This window comes from Akkermansia muciniphila, from assembly GCF_018709685.1.
Lineage (GTDB): Bacteria > Verrucomicrobiota > Verrucomicrobiia > Verrucomicrobiales > Akkermansiaceae > Akkermansia > Akkermansia muciniphila_E.
The window spans coordinates 19,805-40,460 of sequence record NZ_JABDHQ010000002.1 but is presented as its reverse complement, the minus strand read 5'-3'; the positions used below and the strand labels follow the sequence as shown (position 1 = coordinate 40,460).

The 20,656-nt window shown below is 58.7% G+C and carries 24 protein-coding genes; 19 read left to right on the top strand and 5 right to left on the bottom strand.

The window, feature by feature from the left end; translation table 11 throughout:
• Positions 1-60 precede the first annotated feature (60 nt).
• Genes fusA through rplN form a run of 14 tightly spaced genes read left to right on the top strand, consistent with a single transcriptional unit; the run spans position 61 to position 8,604 of the window.
• Positions 61-2,208, top strand: coding sequence for an elongation factor G (gene fusA / locus HHJ06_RS01685; protein WP_215427063.1), 2,148 nt, complete (start codon positions 61-63; stop codon positions 2,206-2,208).
• A gap of 39 nt (positions 2,209-2,247) precedes the next feature.
• Positions 2,248-2,556: a 30S ribosomal protein S10 gene (gene rpsJ, locus HHJ06_RS01680; RefSeq protein ID WP_102712292.1), complete on the top strand. Its 309-nt coding sequence runs from the start codon at positions 2,248-2,250 to the stop codon at positions 2,554-2,556.
• 45 nt (positions 2,557-2,601) lie between these two features.
• Positions 2,602-3,237: a 50S ribosomal protein L3 gene (gene rplC / locus HHJ06_RS01675; protein WP_067570855.1), complete on the top strand. Its 636-nt coding sequence runs from the start codon at positions 2,602-2,604 to the stop codon at positions 3,235-3,237.
• A gap of 40 nt (positions 3,238-3,277) precedes the next feature.
• Entirely contained in the window at positions 3,278-3,886 is a 609-nt protein-coding gene (gene rplD / locus HHJ06_RS01670) for a 50S ribosomal protein L4 (RefSeq protein WP_215427062.1), read from the top strand.
• A gap of 6 nt (positions 3,887-3,892) precedes the next feature.
• Positions 3,893-4,177 carry a 50S ribosomal protein L23 gene (rplW, locus tag HHJ06_RS01665; protein ID WP_022397790.1) on the top strand — a complete coding sequence of 95 codons (285 nt, stop codon included), beginning with the start codon at positions 3,893-3,895 and terminating at the stop codon, positions 4,175-4,177.
• Positions 4,178-4,204: 27 nt separating this feature from the next.
• On the top strand, positions 4,205-5,041 hold the full coding sequence (rplB, locus tag HHJ06_RS01660) for a 50S ribosomal protein L2 (RefSeq protein ID WP_012419358.1): 837 nt from the start codon (positions 4,205-4,207) through the stop codon (positions 5,039-5,041).
• Positions 5,042-5,076: 35 nt separating this feature from the next.
• The gene (gene rpsS / locus HHJ06_RS01655) at positions 5,077-5,346 is read left to right on the top strand and encodes a 30S ribosomal protein S19 (protein WP_102712296.1); all 270 of its coding nucleotides are present in this window, start codon (positions 5,077-5,079) and stop codon (positions 5,344-5,346) included.
• Positions 5,347-5,366: 20 nt separating this feature from the next.
• Positions 5,367-6,077 (top strand): hypothetical protein, encoded by a 711-nt coding sequence (locus HHJ06_RS01650; RefSeq protein ID WP_215427061.1) that lies wholly within the window; start codon positions 5,367-5,369, stop codon positions 6,075-6,077.
• A gap of 39 nt (positions 6,078-6,116) precedes the next feature.
• Positions 6,117-6,455: a 50S ribosomal protein L22 gene (rplV, locus tag HHJ06_RS01645; RefSeq protein ID WP_102712300.1), complete on the top strand. Its 339-nt coding sequence runs from the start codon at positions 6,117-6,119 to the stop codon at positions 6,453-6,455.
• A gap of 39 nt (positions 6,456-6,494) precedes the next feature.
• Positions 6,495-7,187 (top strand): 30S ribosomal protein S3, encoded by a 693-nt coding sequence (gene rpsC, locus HHJ06_RS01640; protein WP_215427060.1) that lies wholly within the window; start codon positions 6,495-6,497, stop codon positions 7,185-7,187.
• A gap of 51 nt (positions 7,188-7,238) precedes the next feature.
• The gene (rplP, locus tag HHJ06_RS01635) at positions 7,239-7,661 is read left to right on the top strand and encodes a 50S ribosomal protein L16 (RefSeq protein WP_022397796.1); all 423 of its coding nucleotides are present in this window, start codon (positions 7,239-7,241) and stop codon (positions 7,659-7,661) included.
• Between the two features lie 14 nt (positions 7,662-7,675).
• Positions 7,676-7,879, top strand: a complete 204-nt coding sequence (rpmC, locus tag HHJ06_RS01630; protein ID WP_022397797.1) for a 50S ribosomal protein L29 — start codon at positions 7,676-7,678, stop codon at positions 7,877-7,879.
• A gap of 49 nt (positions 7,880-7,928) precedes the next feature.
• The gene (gene rpsQ, locus HHJ06_RS01625; protein ID WP_102712302.1) at positions 7,929-8,201 is read left to right on the top strand and encodes a 30S ribosomal protein S17; all 273 of its coding nucleotides are present in this window, start codon (positions 7,929-7,931) and stop codon (positions 8,199-8,201) included.
• 37 nt (positions 8,202-8,238) lie between these two features.
• Positions 8,239-8,604: a 50S ribosomal protein L14 gene (gene rplN / locus HHJ06_RS01620; RefSeq protein ID WP_012419350.1), complete on the top strand. Its 366-nt coding sequence runs from the start codon at positions 8,239-8,241 to the stop codon at positions 8,602-8,604.
• 397 nt (positions 8,605-9,001) lie between these two features.
• Here the strand turns inward: rplN and HHJ06_RS01615 are convergent, their stop codons facing one another.
• The 4 genes from HHJ06_RS01615 to HHJ06_RS01600 all read right to left on the bottom strand — a co-directional run bounded on the left by HHJ06_RS01615 (position 9,002) and on the right by HHJ06_RS01600 (position 17,091).
• Positions 9,002-9,856: a hypothetical protein gene (locus tag HHJ06_RS01615; RefSeq protein WP_215427059.1), complete on the bottom strand. Its 855-nt coding sequence runs from the start codon at positions 9,854-9,856 to the stop codon at positions 9,002-9,004.
• Between the two features lie 18 nt (positions 9,857-9,874).
• A complete protein-coding gene (locus HHJ06_RS01610; RefSeq protein ID WP_215427058.1) occupies positions 9,875-12,547 on the bottom strand; it encodes a valine--tRNA ligase in 2,673 nt (890 codons plus the stop codon).
• A gap of 155 nt (positions 12,548-12,702) precedes the next feature.
• Positions 12,703-15,666 (bottom strand): beta-galactosidase GalB, encoded by a 2,964-nt coding sequence (gene galB, locus HHJ06_RS01605; protein ID WP_215427057.1) that lies wholly within the window; start codon positions 15,664-15,666, stop codon positions 12,703-12,705.
• Positions 15,667-15,972: 306 nt separating this feature from the next.
• Positions 15,973-17,091 (bottom strand): peptidylprolyl isomerase, encoded by a 1,119-nt coding sequence (locus tag HHJ06_RS01600; protein WP_215427056.1) that lies wholly within the window; start codon positions 17,089-17,091, stop codon positions 15,973-15,975.
• A 175-nt stretch (positions 17,092-17,266) separates the two neighbouring features.
• Here HHJ06_RS01600 and HHJ06_RS01595 point away from each other — a divergent pair, with 175 nt between their 5' ends.
• Genes HHJ06_RS01595 through HHJ06_RS01575 form a run of 5 tightly spaced genes read left to right on the top strand, consistent with a single transcriptional unit; the run spans position 17,267 to position 20,157 of the window.
• Positions 17,267-17,992, top strand: a complete 726-nt coding sequence (locus HHJ06_RS01595; RefSeq protein ID WP_215427055.1) for a UbiA family prenyltransferase — start codon at positions 17,267-17,269, stop codon at positions 17,990-17,992.
• A gap of 55 nt (positions 17,993-18,047) precedes the next feature.
• A complete protein-coding gene (locus tag HHJ06_RS01590; RefSeq protein WP_102712316.1) occupies positions 18,048-18,698 on the top strand; it encodes a MotA/TolQ/ExbB proton channel family protein in 651 nt (216 codons plus the stop codon).
• A gap of 24 nt (positions 18,699-18,722) precedes the next feature.
• Positions 18,723-19,157: a hypothetical protein gene (locus HHJ06_RS01585; RefSeq protein WP_215427054.1), complete on the top strand. Its 435-nt coding sequence runs from the start codon at positions 18,723-18,725 to the stop codon at positions 19,155-19,157.
• Positions 19,158-19,174: 17 nt separating this feature from the next.
• Positions 19,175-19,939, top strand: a complete 765-nt coding sequence (locus HHJ06_RS01580) for an energy transducer TonB (protein WP_215427053.1) — start codon at positions 19,175-19,177, stop codon at positions 19,937-19,939.
• Positions 19,936-20,157: a hypothetical protein gene (locus tag HHJ06_RS01575; protein ID WP_215427052.1), complete on the top strand. Its 222-nt coding sequence runs from the start codon at positions 19,936-19,938 to the stop codon at positions 20,155-20,157. Before HHJ06_RS01580 ends, HHJ06_RS01575 begins: the two co-directional genes overlap by 4 nt.
• 54 nt (positions 20,158-20,211) lie before the next feature.
• Here the strand turns inward: HHJ06_RS01575 and HHJ06_RS01570 are convergent, their stop codons facing one another.
• Positions 20,212-20,655 carry a hypothetical protein gene (locus HHJ06_RS01570; RefSeq protein WP_215427051.1) on the bottom strand — a complete coding sequence of 148 codons (444 nt, stop codon included), beginning with the start codon at positions 20,653-20,655 and terminating at the stop codon, positions 20,212-20,214.
• Between the last annotated feature and the right edge of the window lies 1 nt (position 20,656).

The window sequence follows — 20,656 nt, the reverse complement described above, 5'->3', positions numbered from 1 at the left end:
CTTCCGCGAGCGTCAGCCGAACCATTCACTTTCGATCATTACAGATACTTTCCAGACACTATGTCCGATCACGTAAACAATCCCAATCGCAAGGCTCCCCTTGAGCGCTACCGCAACATCGGTATCTCCGCTCACATTGACGCCGGCAAAACCACTTTGTCCGAGCGTATTCTTTTCTACACCGGCATGATTCACAAGATCGGTGAAACCCACGAAGGTTCCGCCACCACGGACTGGATGGAGCAGGAACGCGAACGCGGTATCACCATCACCTCTGCCGCCGTTACCACCAACTGGAAGCAGCTTCAGAATGAAGGTATCAGCAAAGTGTTCGAAGGCGAAAACTTCCAGCTGAACATTATTGACACCCCCGGGCACGTTGACTTCACCGCTGAAGTGGAACGTTCCCTCCGTGTGCTTGACGGCGCCATCGTGGTATTCTGCGGTGTGGCCGGCGTACAGCCCCAGACGGAAACCGTGTGGCGCCAGGCCACCAAGTACAGCGTTCCCCGCATGTGCTTTGTGAACAAGATGGACCGCACCGGCGCCAACTTCAACAACGTTCTGGACGACATCCACAACAAGCTGGGTGCAAACGCCGCCGCCATCCTGATCCCCATCGGCTCCGAAGACCAGCTCCGCGGCCAGATTGACGTGGTGAACCAGAAGGCTGTCATCTATGCCGACAACGACCGTCTGGGCTCCACCTACACGATTGAAGAAATCCCCGCCGAACTCAAGGACGAAGCCGAACTGGCCTACCATGACCTGGTGAGCCGCGTGGCTGACGTGGACGATGAACTGGCTGAAAAGGTTCTCATGGAAGAACCCTTCACCGCCAAGGAACTCAAGCAGGCTATCCGCCGCGCCACCATCGCCAACAAGTTCATCCCCGTTGCAGGCGGTTCCGCTTTCAAAAACAAGGGCGTCCAGTTCCTGCTTGATGCCGTGGTGGATTACCTCCCCTCTCCGGTGGAAACCGTTCCCGCCCACGCTGAAAGCACGCTGGACTCGGAAGAAACCTTTGAGATCACCGCTACGGACGATGCCAAGCCCATGGTGCTGGCATTCAAGCTCTGGGCTGACAAGTTCGTCGGCAAGCTGGTGTTCATCCGCGTTTACTCCGGTGTGCTCAAGAAAGGTGACACGGTATACAATCCCCGCACCCGCAAGTCGGAACGCGTGGGCCGCATCATTCAGATCCAGGCTAACCAGCACACGGACGTTGACGCCGTGTACTCCGGTGACATCGCCGCCATCGTAGGCCTCCGCAACGTGACCACGGGCGACACCATCACCAGCCCGGACAACGACATCTGCCTGGAACCCCCCACTTTCCCGGAAACCGTTATTTCCATGGCCGTGGAACCCAAGACCAAGGCTGACCAGGAAAAAATGTCCAACGCTCTGGGCCGTCTGTCTGAAGAAGACCCGACCTTCCGCGTGAAGACGGATGAAGAAACCGGCCAGACCCTGATCTCCGGCATGGGTGAACTTCACCTGGAAATCATCATTGACCGCCTGATGCGCGAATTCAAGGTGGAAGCCGACATCGGCAAGCCCCAGATCGCCTACCGCGAAACCATCACCGCCCCCGCCCACGGCGACGGCAAGCTGGTCAAGCAGTCCGGCGGCCGCGGCCAGTATGGCCATGTGGTGATCGACGTGAAGCCGAACGAACGCGGCAAGGGCCTCACCATTGAGAACAAGATCGTGGGTGGCGCCATTCCGAAGGAATACATGAACGCCGTTTTCGCCGGTCTCAATGAAGCCATGACCACGGGCGTCATCGCCGGTTATCCGGTAGTAGACGTACACGTTGAAGTGGTGGACGGTTCCTATCACGAAGTGGACTCCAACGAAAACGCGTTCAAGATGGCCGCCATCTTCGCCATGAAGGACGCCTTCAAGAAGGCCAAGCCCATCATGCTGGAACCCATCATGTCCGTGGAAGCCTCTACCCCGACCGACTACCAGGGCGACATCATGGGTGACCTGAACCGCCGCCGCGGCCAGATCAGCAACATGGAAAACAAGGCTAACGCCTGTATCCTGAAGGCCATGGTTCCCTTGTCCGAAATGTTCGGTTACTCCACCGCTATCCGTACCCTCTCCAGTGGCCGCGCCTCCTACTCCATGGAGCCCTCCCACTTTGAACAGGTGCCTCAGAACCTCGTTGACCAGATCGTCAGCGACAGGGCTAAATAAAAACAAACCTTTGAAGTATAACCAATAGACCGCACGTCCATGCAAAGTCCAAAAATCCGCATTCGACTCCGCGCATTTGACTCTCGCGCCATCGACCGCTCCTCCCTGGAGATCGTTGAAACCGCCAAGCGCACCGGAGCCAAAGTTCACGGCCCGATCCCGTTACCGACCCGCATTGAGAAATTCTCCGTGAACCGTTCCGTTCACGTCAACAAAAAGTCGGCTGAACAATTTGAAATCCGCACCCACAAGCGCCTGCTCGACATCGTCGATCCGACCGCCCGCACGATTGATGAGCTCAAGAAGCTCAATCTCCCGGCCGGTGTGGACATCACGATCCGCATCTAGTTTGGTACCCGGATAAGTAATTAAAAAACAGAAAGACACACTACAATGGCTCTAGGACTTATCGGAAAAAAGGTCGGCATGACCCGCCTGTTTGACCAGGAATCCGGCGCTATGGTGCCCGTGACCGTCATCGACGTCAAGGGCAACACCTTCGCCCAGATCAAAACGGAAGACAAGGATGGCTACAACGCTATCCAGGTTGCCTTTGATGCGCAGAAGGAAAGCCGCGTGGCCAAGCCTCAGGCCGGCCACTTCAAAAAACTGGGCATCCAGCCCACCAAGCTCCTCAAGGAATTCCGCGTGGAAGCTTCCGAACTGCCTGCCGAAGGCGCAGAAGATCCCGGCGTGGACCTCTTTTCCGCCGGCCAGTGGGTTGACGTGATCGGCACTTCCAAGGGCAAGGGCTTCCAGGGCGCGATGCGCCGCCACAACTTCCACGGCTCTCCCGCCGCGCACGGTTCCATGATGCACCGCCGTACCGGTGGTGTGGGTGGCTGCTCCACCCCCGGCCGCGTCTGGAAGAACCAGAAAATGCCCGGACAGATGGGCAATGCCAGGCGCACAGTACAGAACCTGAAGGTTGTGGCCGTTCGTCCGGAAGACAACGTCATTCTTATCTCCGGCGCTGTTCCCGGTGCACGCGGTTCCTACCTCGTGATCCGCCCCGCCAAGAAGAAGTAGGCTTTAGTTAACCTCACATTGATTATAGGAAAACCTATCTATGTCCGCAAATACCTTTACATTAGAAGCCGCCGCTGCCGCCAACATCCAGCTCGCTGGCAGTGACAAGGGCTCCCAGGCCGTGCATGACCTCATCGTGGCTTACCAGGCAAACCGCCGTACGGGTTCCGCCAACTCCAAGACCCGCGCTGAAGTCAGCGGCAACAACAAGAAGATCTTCCGCCAGAAGGGCACCGGTAACGCCCGCCACGGCGACAAGCGCGCCCCCATCTTTGTGGGCGGCGGCGTGGTCTTCGGTCCCCGCCCCTGCGACTACACCAAGAAGGTGAACAAGAGCACCCGCCGCCTGGCCCTGCGCCGCGTTCTGGGTGACCTGATCGCCGGTTCCAAGGTCAGCACCGTTTCCGAATTCTCCGTGGCCGACGGCAAGACCAAGTCCTTCATCAAGGCCGTCAAGGAACTGACGGACGCCAAGAAGGTGCTCATCGTGGCTGCCTCCTTTGACGAATCCACCTATCTTGCCGGCCGCAACGTTCAGGAAGTCCTCCTGATGACCGCCGCAGAAGTGAACATTGAACAGCTCATGAACGCTGGTGCAGTGATCCTCGTTGACAACGCTTTAGAAACCCTCGCCAGCCGTACTGCTTAAGAAGCCATGAAAGACATTTACCAAGTCATCAAGAAGGTGCGCATCAGCGAAAAGGCCACCATGCTCCAGGAAACCACTGGTGAGCTGGTCCTTGAAGTTGACCGTGACGCCAACAAAATCGAAATCAAAAAGGCTGTCGAAGTTGCTTTCGGCAAGAAGGTCGCTTCCGTGCGCACCGCCAACTATGACGGCAAGCTCAAGCGTCAGCGCCGCGCTGATGCAGGTCGCACCGCCCATTGGAAAAAAGCTTACATCAAGCTTGCCAACGGTGAAACCCTTGACCTCGTTTAACGCCCCCTATTAGGAAGGAAAGCTATCATGTCCCTCAAGTCATTCAAGCCAGTTACTCCCTCTAACCGCTACAAGGTGTGGCCGTCCTTTGACGAAATCACCACCTCCACCCCGGAAAAGAGTCTCTGCAGACCCCTCAAAAAATCCGGCGGCCGCAACAACAACGGCCGCATCACCACCCGCCACATCGGCGGTGGCCACAAGCGCAAGTACCGCCTGGTGGACTTCAAGCGCAACAAGTTTGACGTGCCCGCCACCGTGCTTACGATTGAATACGATCCCAACCGCACCTGCCGCATCGCCCTAATTGAATACAAGGACGGTGAAAAGTCCTACATCCTGGCCCCCACGGGTCTCCAGGTGGGCATGAAGGTGGAAAGCGGCCAGAAGGTTGCTCCCAAGGTAGGCAATGCCATGCCCCTGAAGAACGTTCCCCTGGGTACCTCCGTTCACAACATTGAAATCCGTCCGGGTTCCGGCGGCAAGGTTGCCCGCGCAGCCGGTCAGCAGGCCATCGTTTCCAACCGTGAAGCCGGCTATGCCCTGATCAAGATGCCCTCCGGTGAAATCCGCCGTTTCAATGAGGATTGCTACTGCACCATCGGTCAGGTAGGCAATACCCAGCACATGAACGAAATGTCCGGCAAGGCCGGCCGCACCCGCTGGATGGGCGTTCGTCCCACCGTGCGCGGTATGACGATGAACCCCGTCGACCACCCGAACGGTGGTGGTGAAGGTAAGTCCAAGTCCGGTGGTGGCCGCCAGCACCTCAAGTCCCCGTGGGGTCACGTCAAGGGCCAGAAGACCCGCCGTCTCCGCAAGCCCAGCGACTCCGTCATCGTACAGCGCCGCAACGCCAAGTAACCAATACACAATAACTTTAACTAGGATCATATAACATGGGACGTTCTCTCAAAAAAGGCCCTTTTGTCAGTCAGAAGCTTCTCACCAAGGTTGACGCTCAGCTTGAATCCGGTGACCGCAAGCCGATCAAGACCTGGAGCCGCGCATCCATGATTACGCCTGACTTCGTCGGTCTGACCTTCCTGGTGCACGCCGGCAAGAACTTTGCCACCGTGTACGTCACGGAAAACATGGTAGGCCACAAGCTTGGTGAATTTGCCCCGACTCGTGTCTTCAAACAGCACGGCGGTATCGGTAAGAAGTAATCAGTAAGTTAACAATCAACATGTCGAACTCTTCTTCCATCCTTGCGTACTCCCTCACCACCCTTGTGGGGCTGGGCGGAATGCTGCAGGGAGCGGAAGAGGATACGGCGGCACTGACGCGCAGAATCGAGCGTCTCGAAAAGCAGAATGCGGCCCTTAAGGCATCTTATGTCCAGGCCCGCAGCGACGCCGACAAGGCGGCCGCCCAGCTGGTGGACATCCGTTCCCGGCTGGAAGCTTTGGGAGGCGCAGCGCTAGGTAATAGTGAGGAGCGCCTGATTCAGGCGGTGGCAGACATCGAAGTTCTCAATGACCGCATCCAGCGGTTGGAACAGGCGTCCGTCAAGCTCTCCGGAGCCATCCTCGCCTACATGAAACAAGCCATATCCGAGGATGCAAACTCCAGGACCGCGGTGGAAAGCTCCCTGCGCCTGCTGGACTCCGTTCTGGGATACAGGCAACAGCCCGTGCGAGATGGCGCGGGAACCCTGGCGGAAGCCAAGGTGCTCAGCATTGACTCCGAATCCGGAGTGGTGGTGCTGAACGCCGGCAAGACGGCGGGGATGCAAGTCGGGATGCCTGTACAGGTGACCCGGGGAGCGCAAACCATCGGAGAAGCCGTGGTCACGGACGTCCGCAAGGAAGTGTGTGGCGCGCTTGTTCAGAAACTTGTGGCGCCAGCCGATCCGGTGCGCGTCGGAGATTCTGCCTCAGTAAAAACCAACGACTAAATCATCTTCATCAATAACCTGCACTACGAGGAAAAACCCATGGAAGTGAAAGCTGTTTACAAATACGCCCGCATCTCTGCCAAGAAGATGCGCGATATTGCTCAAGAAATCCAAGGCTTGTCCGTCTCCCAGGCGACCGACATCCTGTCCTACACCCCCAAGAAGGGTGCCTACCTGCTGAATAAGACGCTCAAGTCCGCTTTGGCCAATGCCGAAAACAATGCGGAACTGTCCGTTGATACGCTGGTGGTCAAATCCGTCATGGTCGATGAAGGCCCCACCATGCGCCGTACGATGCCCCGCGCCCGTGGATCCGCCAACATGATCCGCAAGCGCACATCCCATATCACCGTTATCCTGGCCGATCAAGAAGGCTAGGCCATACCAATCTAACACACATATAGCTGAACTAATATCATGGGTCAGAAAGTAAATCCAATCGGGTTCCGCCTCGCCGTCAACAAGGACTGGCGCTCCAAGTGGTACGCCACGGGCCAGGATTACGCCACCAAGCTGCATGAAGACTTGGTGATGCGCAAGTACATCAAGGAACAGTTGATGTCCGCCGCCGTCTCCAGCATCGTGATTGAACGCGCCTGGAACAGCGTCCGCATTACCGTCCACACCGCCCGTCCGGGTCTTGTCATCGGCCGCAAGGGTGAAGAAATTGAAAAGATCCGCCAGTACCTCCAGGGCCTGTGCGGCGCTTCCACCCAGGTCAACATTGACATTGTGGAAATCCGCTCCCCTGAAACGGACGCCCAGCTCATTGCTGAAAACGTGGCCGTTCAGCTGGAACGCCGCGTTTCCTTCCGCCGCGCCATGAAGCGTGCCGTGCAGGTAGCCATGGAACGTGGAGCCGACGGCATCCGCATCCGCTGCGCCGGCCGTCTCGGCGGCGCCGACATCGCCCGTGCCGAATGGTACCGCGAAGGCAAAGTGCCGTTGCAGACGCTCCGCACCCCGATTGACTACGGTTTCGCCGAAGCCCGCACCCTTTACGGCATCATTGGCGTGAAGTGCTGGGTCAACAAGCGCGATGAAGTCGTCAACAACCAGCAGAACTCCCGCCCGTCCGGCCCCCGCGGTCCCCGCCGTCCGCGTGCCTAATCAAGCCGCCATCACATTGTTCATCACACTTAACACAAGGAGGAATAAGATATGCCTTTAATGCCCAAAAGAGTGAAGCACCGCAAGATGCACCGCGGCAGCCGTTCCGGCAATGCCACGAGCGGTACCTATGTTGCCTTTGGTGACTTCGGCCTTCAGGTGCTCGACCGCGGTTGGATCACCAACAACCAGATTGAAGCCTGCCGTATTGCGATCAACCGTTACCTGAAACGTAAAGGTAAGGTGTTCATCCGCATTTTCCCGCAGAAGTCCTTCACGTCCCGTCCCCCGGATACCCGTATGGGTAAGGGCAAGGGCGCCGTGGAAGGCTGGGTGGCCGTTGTCCGCCCCGGCAACATTCTGTTTGAAGTTGGCGGCGTGACCGAATCCCAGGCCCGTGAAGCCCTTCGTCTGGCTTCCAACAAGCTGGGCGTGCCTACCCGCTTTGTCTACCGTCAAGGCGTTCAACACTAAAGCTACTCATCACCATGTCCGACAAGAACTCTCCCAAAGAACTTCGTGCTATGTCCGCCAAGGAGCTTTCCGCTCTGGTGCGCAGCCTTCGTGAAGAACTCTTCAATCTCCGTCTCCAGCAGGCCACCGGCCAGCTGGAAAACAACCAGAGAATCCGCACTGTCCGCAAGGACCTTGCCCGTGCCCTTACCATTAAGGGTGAAACCGGGGAAGCGTAAGCTGAGGATTTCCGGTAACAACAGAACATTCTAACACTTTTAGAATCCAATGTCCGAACAAACCGAAACAACCAAGAAGCCCGGCCTTCGCAAGACGCGCATCGGCGTGGTGACCTCCACCAAGATGGACAAGACCATCGTTGTGGAATACGTTGCCCGCGTTCCGCACCCCAAGTTCAAGAAGATCGTCAAGAAGAGCAAGAAGTTCTACGCCCATGACGAAAACTCCACGGCCAAGGTAGGCGATAAGGTACGTATCGTTGAAACCCGCCCGCTTTCCAAGCTCAAGTGCTGGGAGCTGGTGGAAGTGCTGACCCACTAATCAGGAATCAACCATTAAATAAAGGAGATTTGATACCATGATCCAGATGGAATCCCTAGTCCAGGTGGCCGACAATACCGGCGCCCGCTCCGCCAAGATGATTGGCGTCATCGGCAAGCGCACCCGTCAGGCCCACATTGGCGACATTATTACCTGCCACATCCGCGAATCCATTCCGACCGCTTCCGTGAAGAAGGGTACCGTGGTGAAGGCCGTGGTGGTGCGCACCGCCGCCCCGATCCGCCGTGATGACGGCTCCGTGCTGCGCTTTGACGGCAACGCCGTCGTCATCATCGACAAGGACAACAACCCGCGCGGCACCCGTATCTTCGGGCCGGTCGCCCGTGAACTCCGTGAAAAGAAGTTCATGAAGATTGTTTCCCTTGCTCCGGAAGTGCTCTAATTGAGACACTTCAGGATTTTGGAACGCCGTCCTCTGAAAAAGAGGACGGCGTTTTTTGTTGCTCCGTTTTTTCCCCATGCGCAAGGATTTGAAGAGCCTGGCCTGTTGCTGGAGTTTCAGGCGGGAGCACGCCGCAGGCTGCCGTCAGGCCGCACGTGCTGCTCTGGAAGGAATGCGCAAGCCTTGGAGGGCTTGAAGATGTATCCGGAAAGACAGCCTGTGCTTCTGAATCCGGATATGGCAGGACGGATGCGGAAAAGAAGACTCCGGAGGGAGGGCGTTAAACTGGCGCTCATGGCGCCTGTTGCAGCGCTGTGAAGGGAGGAGGCTGCTTGCAGTTATTCCGCGCGGGAAGGGGTCTGGGCAGTCCCGGAAAAGCGTGCGACAGGGAACAGGCTCAGCGCTTGTTCTGTTCAGCACGTGTTTTTTCCAGTTGCTGGGAGGAACCGCAGGCCGGGCACCGGAACCAGCGGAAGAGGAACACGTGCAGGGCCGTGGCAAATACATAGCCGAAGAGGGGGAGGCAATGCGCCGCCTTGTTGCGGGTGTACTTTTTAAAGGAGAAAACGTGCGCCCGGCATACGCTGCATTTCCGGGGAAGGGCCAGGGAGAGGTACAGGATGAGCGCCAGGAACAGGGGGCCAAAGCAGAGACTGATGATTTGCCAGCCCCGTTCTCCGTTGAGGAGCACCAGGGTAGTCACCGCAACGGAGAAGAGGATGGAGACGAAGAGCAGAAGAACGGAGGCCGCCCCCAGCCACGTCCGGAAGGGGGTCATGTGCCTGACGCCTTTTTTGCGCAGGTAGGTTTTCGGCTCCTGAGGAGCATGGGCGGGCTTGGCGGGCTGGTAGCTTTGTTCTTCCTGAAGCCTCGCCTTGGTGGAGAGGTGTTTTGCAGGGCTGTCAGACGGCCGCTGCCGTTTTTCCCGGGCCGGAACGGGGTTCCGTGGGGCTGCCGGCGGCGTGGCTGGTTCCGCAATGGGAACGGCAAGGGGGAGTGGAGCCTGGGCGCCGGGCAGGTCTGCCGGTTCCGGTGCGGTGGGGGATGAAAGCGCCTGTTCCACCCATGCCCTGAATAGAGGGGCCGGGGGAATTGCCGTGTTCAGCTTAAGCATCCGTTTTGCCTGATGGAGTTCAGGCAAAACGGTGAGGGGATCCACGGAAGCGAATTGTTCAAGAGTCCCTATGCCGACCGCTTCCAGCAATTCAATGAATTGCTCATGGCGGGCAAAGTACTGTTGAAGGTCATTCATTCCCGGAAGAATAGATGATTAGGAAAGGGAATCAAGCATGCCTTTCAGTTGGGCCTGTTTTGCTTCCCAATCCGCCAGGCGGGCTTTTTCCTGCTCCACAACTTCCACCGGAGCCCTTTCCACAAAGCCCGCATTGCCCAGCTTGGCGGAGGATTTGGCGATTTCCCTGGCAATTTTATCCAGTTCCTTGCCCAGGCGTTCCTTTTCCGCTTCCACGTCAATGAGCCCGTCCAGGGGGAGGAAGAGTTCTCCCAGCGGCGTCAGGGCCGCAGGCGTTCCCTTGGGCGCCGCGTAGCCCGCGTCCCGGGTGACGGATTTAGCATTCGCCAGGATGGAGAGGCGGGAGAGGATGTCCTGCGGGACGTCATGCGCGGTTTTCAGGATGAAGCTGACGTTTTTGTTGTTGGAGAGGTCATATTCCGCCTTCAGGTTGCGCGCCTTGTTGGCCGTTTCATAGAGGGCGGCTGCCTGGGTGTTCGCCAGCGTGATGCGGTTTTCATCCAGTCCGGCCAGCAGGGTGTTTGCGGAGGGAAGGGGGGTGCGCATGAGCGGGAGGCCGCCGTGGGCGTCCGCAAAGCCCAGGGAGGACCAGAGTTCTTCCGTGATGTGCGGCATGACGGGATGGAGCAGGGCCAGGTAGTGCCTGAGCACCGTGTCCATGGTGGCGAGCGTGGTCGCCCGCGCGGCGGGGTCCGCGCCGTCCCTCAGGTCGCCCTTGACGGCTTCCAGGAAGCGGTCGCAGTATTCGTTCCAGAAGAATTGGTACAGGGCCTGGATGAGGGCGTTGAATTCATAGTCCGCCAGCGCTTTTTCCACATCCGCATGAAGCTGTTTGAGCTTGGAGATGATGGCGATGTGCACGGGGGAGTAGTGCGGTGCCGCTCCTTCCTCCGCCGCGCCCTGCATCAGGCGGAAGCGGGTGGCGTTGTAGAGCTTGTTGGCAAAGTTCCTGCCTTCGCCGATCTGGCTTTCGTCAAAGCGCACGTCCGTGCCCGTGGGGGCGATGCGCATGAGGCCAAAGCGGAGGCCGTCCGCGCCGTAGTTGGCAATCAGGTCCAGCGGGTCCGGGGAGTTGCCCAGGGATTTGCTCATTTTGCGCCCGATCTTGTCGCGGATGATGGACGTGAAGAAGACGTTGCTGAACGGCTTGTCATGCTGGAAGCGGTAACCGGCCATGATCATGCGGGCCACCCAGAAGAAGATGATGTCCGGTCCTGTGACGAGGTCTGAGGTGGGGTAGAATTTGGCGCGGGTTTCGTCATCCATGGTGGAGAAGGGCCACAGCCAGGAGGAGAACCACGTGTCCATGACGTCGCTGTCCTGGATCCAGTTTTCCGGATCCGCCGGCGGCTCGGTTCCTACGTAAAGGCTGCCCTGTTCCAGGGCGGAGGCGTCCAGGGCCGGAGCGTTCCTGAGTTCCTCCGCCTTGTCCTTCCTGTACCAGACCGGGATACGGTGGCCCCACCAGAGCTGGCGGGAGATGCACCAGTCCTGGATGTTTTCCAGCCAGTGGGCGTAGGTTTTCGCCCAGCGGGCCGGGCGGAAGGTGATGTCTCCGCCGGCCACGGCGTCGGCCGCTTCCTTCACGCAGGGGTATTTGAGGAACCACTGCATGGAGAGGCGCGGTTCAATGGGGACGTTGGCGCGTTCGGAGAAGCCCACCTTGTTATCATAGTCTTCAATCTTGACCATGAGACCGGCGGCTTCCAGCATTTCCACGGATTTCCGGCGCGCATCAAAGCGGTCCATGCCGTGCAGTTCCGGCACTTCCGGGCAGTTGACATGGCCGTCCGGGGTAAGGATGTCGATGATCTCCAGATTGAATTTCCGGCCTATTTCAAAGTCCGCCTTGTCATGGGCCGGAGTGATTTTCAGGGCGCCGGTGCCGAATTCTATTTCCACGTATTCATCCCCAATGACGGGAATGGGGGCGGCGTTGAGCGGGCGCATGACGTTTTTGCCGATGAGATGGGCGTACCGCGGGTCCTTGGGGTTCACGGCCACGGCTACGTCCGCCATGATGGTTTCCGGGCGTGTCGTGGCTACATGGAGGGCACCGGAACCGTCTTCCAGCTTGTACAGGATAGTGTAGAGCTTGCTTTTCTGCTCCGTCATGATGACTTCCTCATCGGAGAGCGCGGTAAGGGAAACGGGGCACCAGTTGACCATGCGGCGGCCGCGGTAGATGAGGCCTTCCCTGAAGAGGTCAATGAAGACCTGCCCGACGGCTTTGGTGTATTCCTCATCCATCGTGAAGCGTTGACGGTCCCAGTCACAGGAACAGCCCAGCTTGTGGAGCTGGTTGATGATGATGCCGCCGTGCTTTTCCTTCCATTCCCAGACTTTTTCCAGAAAGGCTTCCCGGCCCAGGTCATGGCGGCTCTGGCCCGTCGTCTGCTTGAGGTCTTTTTCCACCCGCACCTGGGTGGCGATGCCCGCGTGGTCCGTGCCGGGCAGCCATAGGGCTTCATAACCCTTCTGGCGCGCGCGGCGTACCAGAATGTCCTGGATGGTGTTGTTCAGCACATGGCCCAGGTGGAGCACCCCCGTGACGTTGGGAGGGGGAATGACGATGGAGTAGGCAGGCTTTTCAGAAGCCGGGTCAGCCTTGAAACAACCTTCTTCAATCCAGCGGGATTGCCATTTTTCTTCCACCAGGGAGGGATCATATGCTTTGGGCAGATCAGACATGGGCAACAGGGTACCATAAAGTTTTTTTCTTTCAATCCCTACCTGTCCGGTAAATGGGGGAAAACGGGCCTTTTCCGTTCCGGAGGCGGGCGCATGAAAAAGCCGCCGGCTCCCTGGCGGGAACCGGCGGCCGTAGTAGATGCCCCGTATCTGGTTTATTTAACCGTCACGGTCGTCTGGGCCGGCTTGAGGCCGTTGGAGATGACCTGGAGCGTCACTTTTCCGGATTCACCCTTGCGGGAGCGCAGAACAACCTGGGCCAGGCCGTTGAAAGCCTTGATTTTCATGATGTTCTTGTTTTCCGGATTGGCCATGGTGGTGAAGTCCGTGGGGTCTCCGTTGCAGATGCCGGCGATGTCCGCCGGACCGCTTACCTTGAAGGTGAGCTGGTTTTTGCTGCGGGGCACCATGCGGCCCTGCGCGTCACGGACGGCCACGGTGACGTAGGAGAGGTCATAGCCGTCTCCCTTGATTTCACTGCGGTCCGGCTTGAGGGTGAGCGCCGCCGGTTTTCCGGTGGTGGTTACCGTATCCGTAGCCCAGGGCTTGCCGTCCTTTTTGACGACTACCTTGAGGGTGCCGGGCGTGTATTTCACGTCTTCCCACACGAGGCGGTAGCGGTCCTTTTCTCCGGTGCCCTTTTTGCGGACGCCCTGGGATTTTCCGTTCAGGAAGAGTTCCGCTTCATCCCCGCTGGTGTAGACGTGCACGGGCGTTACTTCCCCCTTGCGTTCCGGCCAGTTCCAGTGCGGCAGGATGTGGGCCATCTTGACGTCCGGCCTCCAGTGGGCCTGGTAGATGTAGAAGCGGTCTTTCTTGAAGCCACACAGGTCCACGATGCCGAAGTAGGAGCTGCGGGAGGGAGCGCGGTTACCCATTTTCTTGAGTTCCGCCATCAGTTTTTCGCGTTCCGGCCCTTCCGGCACGTTCAGGGCGTTGGTGGCGTCCAGGTTGTACGGGGTGGGTTCGCCCAGGTAGTCGAAGCCCGTCCACACGTATTCGCCCGCGCTGTTGGGGTTGTCGTCCTGAGCGGCAAATTCCACGTCCGGGCGGTAGGCCCAGCCGGGGGCGTACAGGTCGTAGGAACTGACCTGGTAGAGGAAGAAGCCTTTGCCCTTGTTCCAGTCCACGGGGAAGAAGTATTCCCCGCGCGTGCTGACGCAGGAGGAGGTTTCACTGGCATAGAAGGGCTGGTCCGGACGGTCCTTGGAGAAGGCCTTGTACGCCCAGGGCTTGTAGTTGTAGCCGTAAACGTCCATGGTATCGCCAAAGCCGTTCCGGGCGGCGTTGGCGTCATTGCAGCCTGCCGTCACCTTGCGGGTGGGGTCTTCCCGGTGGAAGAGGTCCGTGAGGGTCTGGGAGACGTGGTGCAGGTTTTTATTGCCCTGTTCCGGCACTTCATTGCCCGTGCTCCAGGCGATGACGCTGGGATGGTTGCGGTCCCGGTGGCAGAAGTTGACCAGGTCGCGTTCATGCCATTCGTCAAAGTAGTTGTGGTAGTCCTGCCCCTTTTTGGCGCTGTGCCACATGTCAAAGAGTTCGTCAATGACCAGGATGCCCATCTTGTCGCACAGGTCCAGCACTTCCGGTGCGGGGGGGTTGTGGGAGGTACGGATGGAGTTGACGCCGAATTCCTTCAGGATTTCAATCTGGCGTTCATAGCCGCGCGTATGGGCGGCTCCGCCCAGCGGCCCCAGGTCATGGTGCTGGCAGACGCCCTTGAGCTGAACGCGTTCTCCGTTGAGGTAGAATCCCGTAGGTTTCCATTCAATCGTGCGCACGCCAAAGTTCGTGAGCTTCTGGTCAATGATTTTGTCACCCAGCTTGACGGTGGTCTTCATCTTGTACAGATGGGGCGCCTGGAGCGTCCACAGGGTGGGGTTTTTAAGGGACAGCGTGCTGGTTACCTTGCCCTTTTCCCCGGCGGGAATGGCTTCCCCCTTGGTGGTGGCCGCAGCCACTACCTTGTCACCGTCCAGGATTTCTTCCGTAACGGTGGGAATGACGGGCTTGTCCGTGGTGTTTTTCACTGTAGTGTCCACTTCCACCTTGGCGGCGGATTTGGTGACTTCCGGAGTTTTGACGAAGACGCCCCAGTGTTCAATGTGCACGGGGTTGGATTCCGTGAGCCAGACGTGGCGGTGGATGCCGCCGCCCGGATACCAGCGGGAGGAGTTGGGGGGATTGTCCACCCTGACGGCAATGGTGTTTTTCTGGCCGAATTTCAGGAAGGGCGTGATGTCCACGCGGAAGGAGCCGTAACCGTATTTCCATTCTCCGGCCAGGTCCCCGTTCACATAGATTTTCGGGCGGGACATGACGCCGTCAAAGTCCAGATAGAATTGGTTGCCCTTGGCGTCCGCGGGAACTTCCAGCGTCTTGCGGTACCAGCCGATGCCGTCCCAGGGGAGCTTGCCGGTTTCATTGGGCAGGTCCATGCGGTACGGGCCTTCCACACCCCAGTCATGCGGCAGGTTCAGGGAACGCCAGTTTTTGTCGTTGAAGCCCGGGCTTGAGGGGTGGTCAGCCTTGCTGGCTCCGGTAGCAGCTTGCGGGCGGATGATTTCCCCCTTGCCGTCTTTAAAGGTGATTTCACGGATGCTGGCCCAGTTGCCCTGGTTGTTGCCCGTGCAGGTAATGCGGAAGTAGCGGGGCTTGCCGCCCTTGTTTTCCACCGTGTCTTCCTTGGAGTTGTTTTGTCCGGAAGTTTTGTCTTCAATGGTCGTCCAGCGTTTCCCGTCACCGGAGCCTTCCAGCTTGAAAAGATGGTTGTTCTGTTTTTCCCAAAGGATGTTGATGGTTTTCACATCCACGGGACGGCCCATGTCCACGGTAATTTTTTCCCCGCTTTTGCCGCCGTCGGCACACCAGCGGGTGGATTTGTCCCCATCCACGGCATTGTCCGCCGGATTACCGGATTCCTCACTGGTGGCAGTGGCGAATCCCATGGCTTTCCCAGGTTCCGGCTGTGTGCTGCCATCCGGCATTTTTCCGAAACGGGCAAATTTCCAGTTCCAGTCCAGGCTCTCCGTTTTGGTTGCGTCCAAGGGAGCCGCCATGAGGCTGGCGATGCTGAACGCAGTGATGCAGAGGGTCGTGCGTGTAATGTTGGTGAACATATCTGTGATATTACGACTGGAAATCCGCGATCTTGCAAGATTTTTATTCCGCAGGACACGGTTTCTGACCAGGTTTTTTTATCCGGACCTCACGTGTCAGGCGTGATGACCCGGGGACGCCGGTCCTGTATGAATGGACCCGTCTTCCGGAAAGTGCCTTGGCCCGGAAGGCCCCCCTGGATGTGAGAGTGGCGCGGAAGGTCCGGTTGATGGACAAGGGACCGAGGGGGATGAAAAGAAGATGCCGGACCGGCTTCGTTGAAGAGCCGGTCCGGCAACGGGGGAGGGGAGAGGAAAGGGAAGGGTTCAGATGTACACCTTGACGATGGCTTTTTTACGGAGGCGTTCCACCCATTTTTTATAGCGTTCGTTGCTGCGCTTGTTGCGCGCCATCATATCAATCTGCTCCTTGATGGCGGAAAGCGGGGGAGGCGGGGCCAGTTCCTTTTTTTCCACCAGCACGATGGTGAAGCCGGTGGCGTCTACAAGCGGCCCGATGATTTCCCCGGTCCGGGCTCCAAAGATGATGGCGGCGGATTCCGGGGAGAGCGTGGAGCGCTCCGTGACGGGCCAGTCGCCGCCCTTTTCCGCATACAGGTCCTTGGAGTAGCGCTTGGCCATGTCTTCAAAGGAGGCGTTTTTGGATTTGATTTCCTTGGCGATGAGTTCCGCCAGGTTGAGCTGCACTTCCGGCGTGGAGGCGGAGTCGTCCCCCAGCATGGGGATGAAGATTTTCTTGAATTTGATCTTGTCCTTGGTCAGGTCCCGGTATTGTTCCTTGGTCGCCTCGTATTCCTGCCGTATTTCTTCCGGGGTGGGTGGTATTTCCTGATCGTACTTGGAGGCTCGCATGATCTGGACCTGGAGCTGTTTTTTCGTCATTTCCCGGAAGGCGCGGATAGTCATGCCGGACAGGTTCAGGTTTTTCAGGAAGGCGGAGCGGTCGCCGTTGAAGGTGGTGAGGATGGTGCGGTTGATTTCCTGGTCGATCAGGGAATCGCGGATGACGCCGCCCATGCCTTCGAATTCATTGCGGAGGAGTTCGCGCTCCACCAGGTCTTCAATGATGTTTTTCTTCGCCAGGGCAAGCTGCTTGTAGAATTCGGGCCCCTGCTTGGGGTACTGGGCCGCCAGCTGGGCGCCGATGGGCATGAGCCGCACGCTGACTTCATTGGCTGTGATGGGGCGTCCGTTCACGGTGGCCGCTATCCGGTTGACGATGCGCTGGGGCTGGATGCGGGAGGCCGGGGCCTCATTCGGGGAAATGCGCTTGGATTCGTCCGGGAGCACCGTCTCTCTTCCGTCATCCCCGTGAAGCTGGACGGCCCGGGGGAGGGAGGAGTGTGGGTCCGCGATGCTTTGCCCCTGTGCAGATACGGCCATGGTACAGATAAGAAGCGCCTGGAAGTGGGTCCTGATATTCATGAAGGGGTAAGGAAAGCTTTAATGTCTCAGGATGATAGGGGACGGACCTGCAAAGACAATCTATTTTTTGGTATGTATGGCTGGAGTCCCTCATGGAAGGGAGGGCTTTCCCCGCGCTTCTGCTGACTGTGGATGTGCTTGGTAAATGCCGTTTTTCCCTATACAGTGCGCGGTGATGCACAATTGCCGTTTATTGCAGGGAGTGGTCCGTTCCTCCCGTCCGGCCAATATTCCCACGCTGTTTACCAATGCGGCGGCGGCCTGGGCCGCTGTCCGCGGGGCGGAGCTGCCACCTGCCGGGTTGTACGCCGGCGCGGTGCTGATGGGGCTGTGTTTTTATTTGTACGGCATGTGGGAGAATGACCGTGTGGACGCCCGGTGGGACGCATCCCGTTATCCGGACCGTCCGGTGCCGTGCGGAGCCGTGAGCGTGTCCGTGCTGAGGCTTCTGGCCCTGGCGGCCGGGTTGTCCGGCCTGGTGCTGAATATGGTGCTGGGCGGGGAGTTTGCGCTGGGGGCCCTGCTGCTGATCGTGATTTCCCTGTATAATATGTTCCACAAGCTGTGGAGCGGGTCCATTTTCCTGATGGGGCTGTGCCGCGGGTTGTGGGTTCTGGCGGCGGGGCTGGTGTTTGCCCATGCGGCGGGGGAGCCGTCCCTGCCTCCGGCGCTGGCCTGGTATGCCTTTGGCTTGTTTGCGTTTACGTGCGTGATTTCCCTGGTGGCCCGGCGTGAGGCGGGCAGGCCCCGCGTTCAGGCGGCGGTTGGCCTGTTGCTTTCCGGCATGTGCCTGTTTGATGCGGTGTGGCTGTTGTTCTTCGGTTCCTGGTTGTGGATTGGGGCCGTTTTGCTGTGGGCCGGAACGCGGCTGCTGCAGAAGTTCGGGTGCCGGGCTACATAGGTTTGGATTGAATTTTCACGAAAAGTGTGCATGATTTAACGCGAGAAAGAGGGTTATGAATGAATTGATCATCAAGATAGGGCCGTTGTTCTGGGTTTTGAGCGTTCTGGCCGTGTATGCGCTGGCGGTCGTGGCGGAGCGGATTTTATATTTCCACAGGATTCAGATTAATACCGGGGATTTTTTAAGGGGCATTTCCAAGCTGGTGAATGCCGGCAGCGTGGATGAAGCCCGGCATGAGGCTTCCATTCTTCCGGGGCCTGCGCCCCGCGTGGTTTCCTCCGTGCTGGCGCATTCCGGCCTGCCGCGTGAGGAGCTGCGGGCCGTGGCGGAGGATTCCGTGCAGATGGAGGTGTTCCAGATTGAGAAGAATATCCGCGGCCTGCTGGTGGTGGCTACCGTCAGTCCGCTGATCGGCGTGCTGGGGACCATTCAGGGGCTGGTGGGCTTTTACTCCCAGCCGGGCCTGCTGGAAGGGAAGGCTCCCACCCTCGCCATGTCGGATGCCGTTTACCAGGCCCTGCTGAGTTCCGCGCTGGGGCTGAGCATTGCGATTCCGGCATATCTTTTTTATTCCTACCTGGCTTCCCGCTCCCGCCAGATCGTGCATTCCCTGGAACGGGCCGGCACGGAGGCCGTCTGCCTGGTGTGCGACGCACGCCGGAGGCGCGAGGAGGGGGAGAGCATGACGGGACGCGGAGTATAAGGTAACCCAGGAAGGAGGAAGCGCGTGCAGATCAAGACCCGTTCAACGTTGCCTACCGGGGCGTTTTTCATGCAGGTGGTCGTCCTGTTGGATCTCGTTGTCCTGGTTTGTGTGCTGACGATCATGACTTCCCGCGTGGGAATGGCGTACGGGTATGAGGTGAAGGCTCCGTCTTCACGGTTCCTGATGAACATTGTGGGGGATGCGGAGTTTATTTCCGTTACGGCCGGGGACCAGCCGGCTTTTTACATCGGGAACCGCCTGATTGAGGGTGGCCTGCCCGGGGTTTCCGCGGAGCTGGACCGTATTTCCCGGGAGCATGAGGGGAACGGAAGCGGGCGCATGAGTATTGCGCTGAGGCTGGATTCCGCTGTTTCCCGCGCTCTGGAGCAGGAACTGGTGGACATGGTGCTTGCCAAGGGAATGACGTGCTATATTGCCGCGGAGCCGGCGGATTGATTTTTTCTTTTTTCCGCATGAAGCTGAACAAAAAGAGCCGGGCCAAGATTTTCGACCTTCATCTGGGGTTGACGTTTGACTGGCGGGATACCGGCATTTTACGCTGGCGTATTTTGCTGTGGATGCTTGTGTTCGGCGTCTGCCTGTTCATTGCCGCCCTGTTTGTCCATGTGGATGTTCCGGGAGCGCGCAAGACAGGGGAGCAGCCGGGTGCCGTTGTGCTGCTGCCCGCGGATAATCCGCGCCTGCACCAGTATGTGCTGCGCAATACGCCCCTGCCCGTGAGGGGGCCTGTCTGGGCGGATCCGGTGACGGCGGGGCCAATCGGGGAAACGGGCATCACGCTGCCCTCCCTGCGTTCAGAGGATACTCCTCTGGCGCCCCTCCCGCCCGTCTCCGTGCCCACGGTGGCGGACCAGGTCTGGCGCATGTGGCAGCATCCGGATTTTCATATCCGCGCCATGTTGAATCCTTCCCTGGATGTTTCCGGCACGTGCATCCCGTACCTGTCTTTTTGTTCTCCGGGGCTGGACGGGCAGATTGTCACCGCCGGGCCCCTGTCCGGTTTTTCCAGAAGCGAGGACCATACGGGGTTGAGGAGCGAGTTTTTTGTGGTGGTGGATGTCTGGGGCGTGCCCTCCCAGGTGCTGCTGATGGAGTCTTCCGGGAGTTCCGGGACGGATGAGTCCGCCATGCGGTTTGCCCGGTCCCTGCGCTGGACCCCGTCCAGGGAGCCGCGCAGCGGCACCATGTCCATTGAATGGAAGGAGGAAGAGCCGTGAGCATGTCCCTCCGGGAGTTTTTGCTGCATCTGTTCCTGATGGGAGCGGGAACATTTTGTGCCGTGGTGTTCGTCTGCCTGGTGACGGCCTGGGTGCGGTCTTTCCTGGACCGCAGGCACAAGGTCAGGTGCCGCATTTGCGGGTTCCGGTTTTATGTACGGGACGGGAATCCGCGTGCGGAGTGCCCGCATTGCGGCGCGGCTAACAGGAAAGGTTAAAAAATCCCCCGTGCGGAAGACCGCGCGGGGGGAATAGTGAAAGGGCCGGCCGGATTAATAAATCCGGAGGGATTCTTCATCAATGGGCAGGGAATCCATGCCCAGGTCTTCCGCTCCGTGCGTTCCCATTTCCTCCCGCACATGGATGACGTCCACCCGGCTGCTCTTGCCTTCCCCGGAACGGTAGCGGATGCGCGGTTCCCTAATGACGACGGTGTTGCCGCCCATGGCCGCCGCCTCCTTGGTGAAGTAGTTAATCAGTTCCTTGTCTTCCATGGATACATGGACAATGCGCCCTTCAGGACCGTTAAAGTGTCCCACATTCGTGTATTCCCCCATGGGATATTCATCAATGACCAGAACTTCGTTCTGCGGGATGGGTGCGCGCGGCGGGCCGGAAGTGACCGGCGTCCACGCATTAGGGCCGGAGGGGGAGGAGCAGGCTGCAATCAGGCTTGTGATCAGGCAAAAGGCCGGACTGATAAAAGGCGCGTTCATG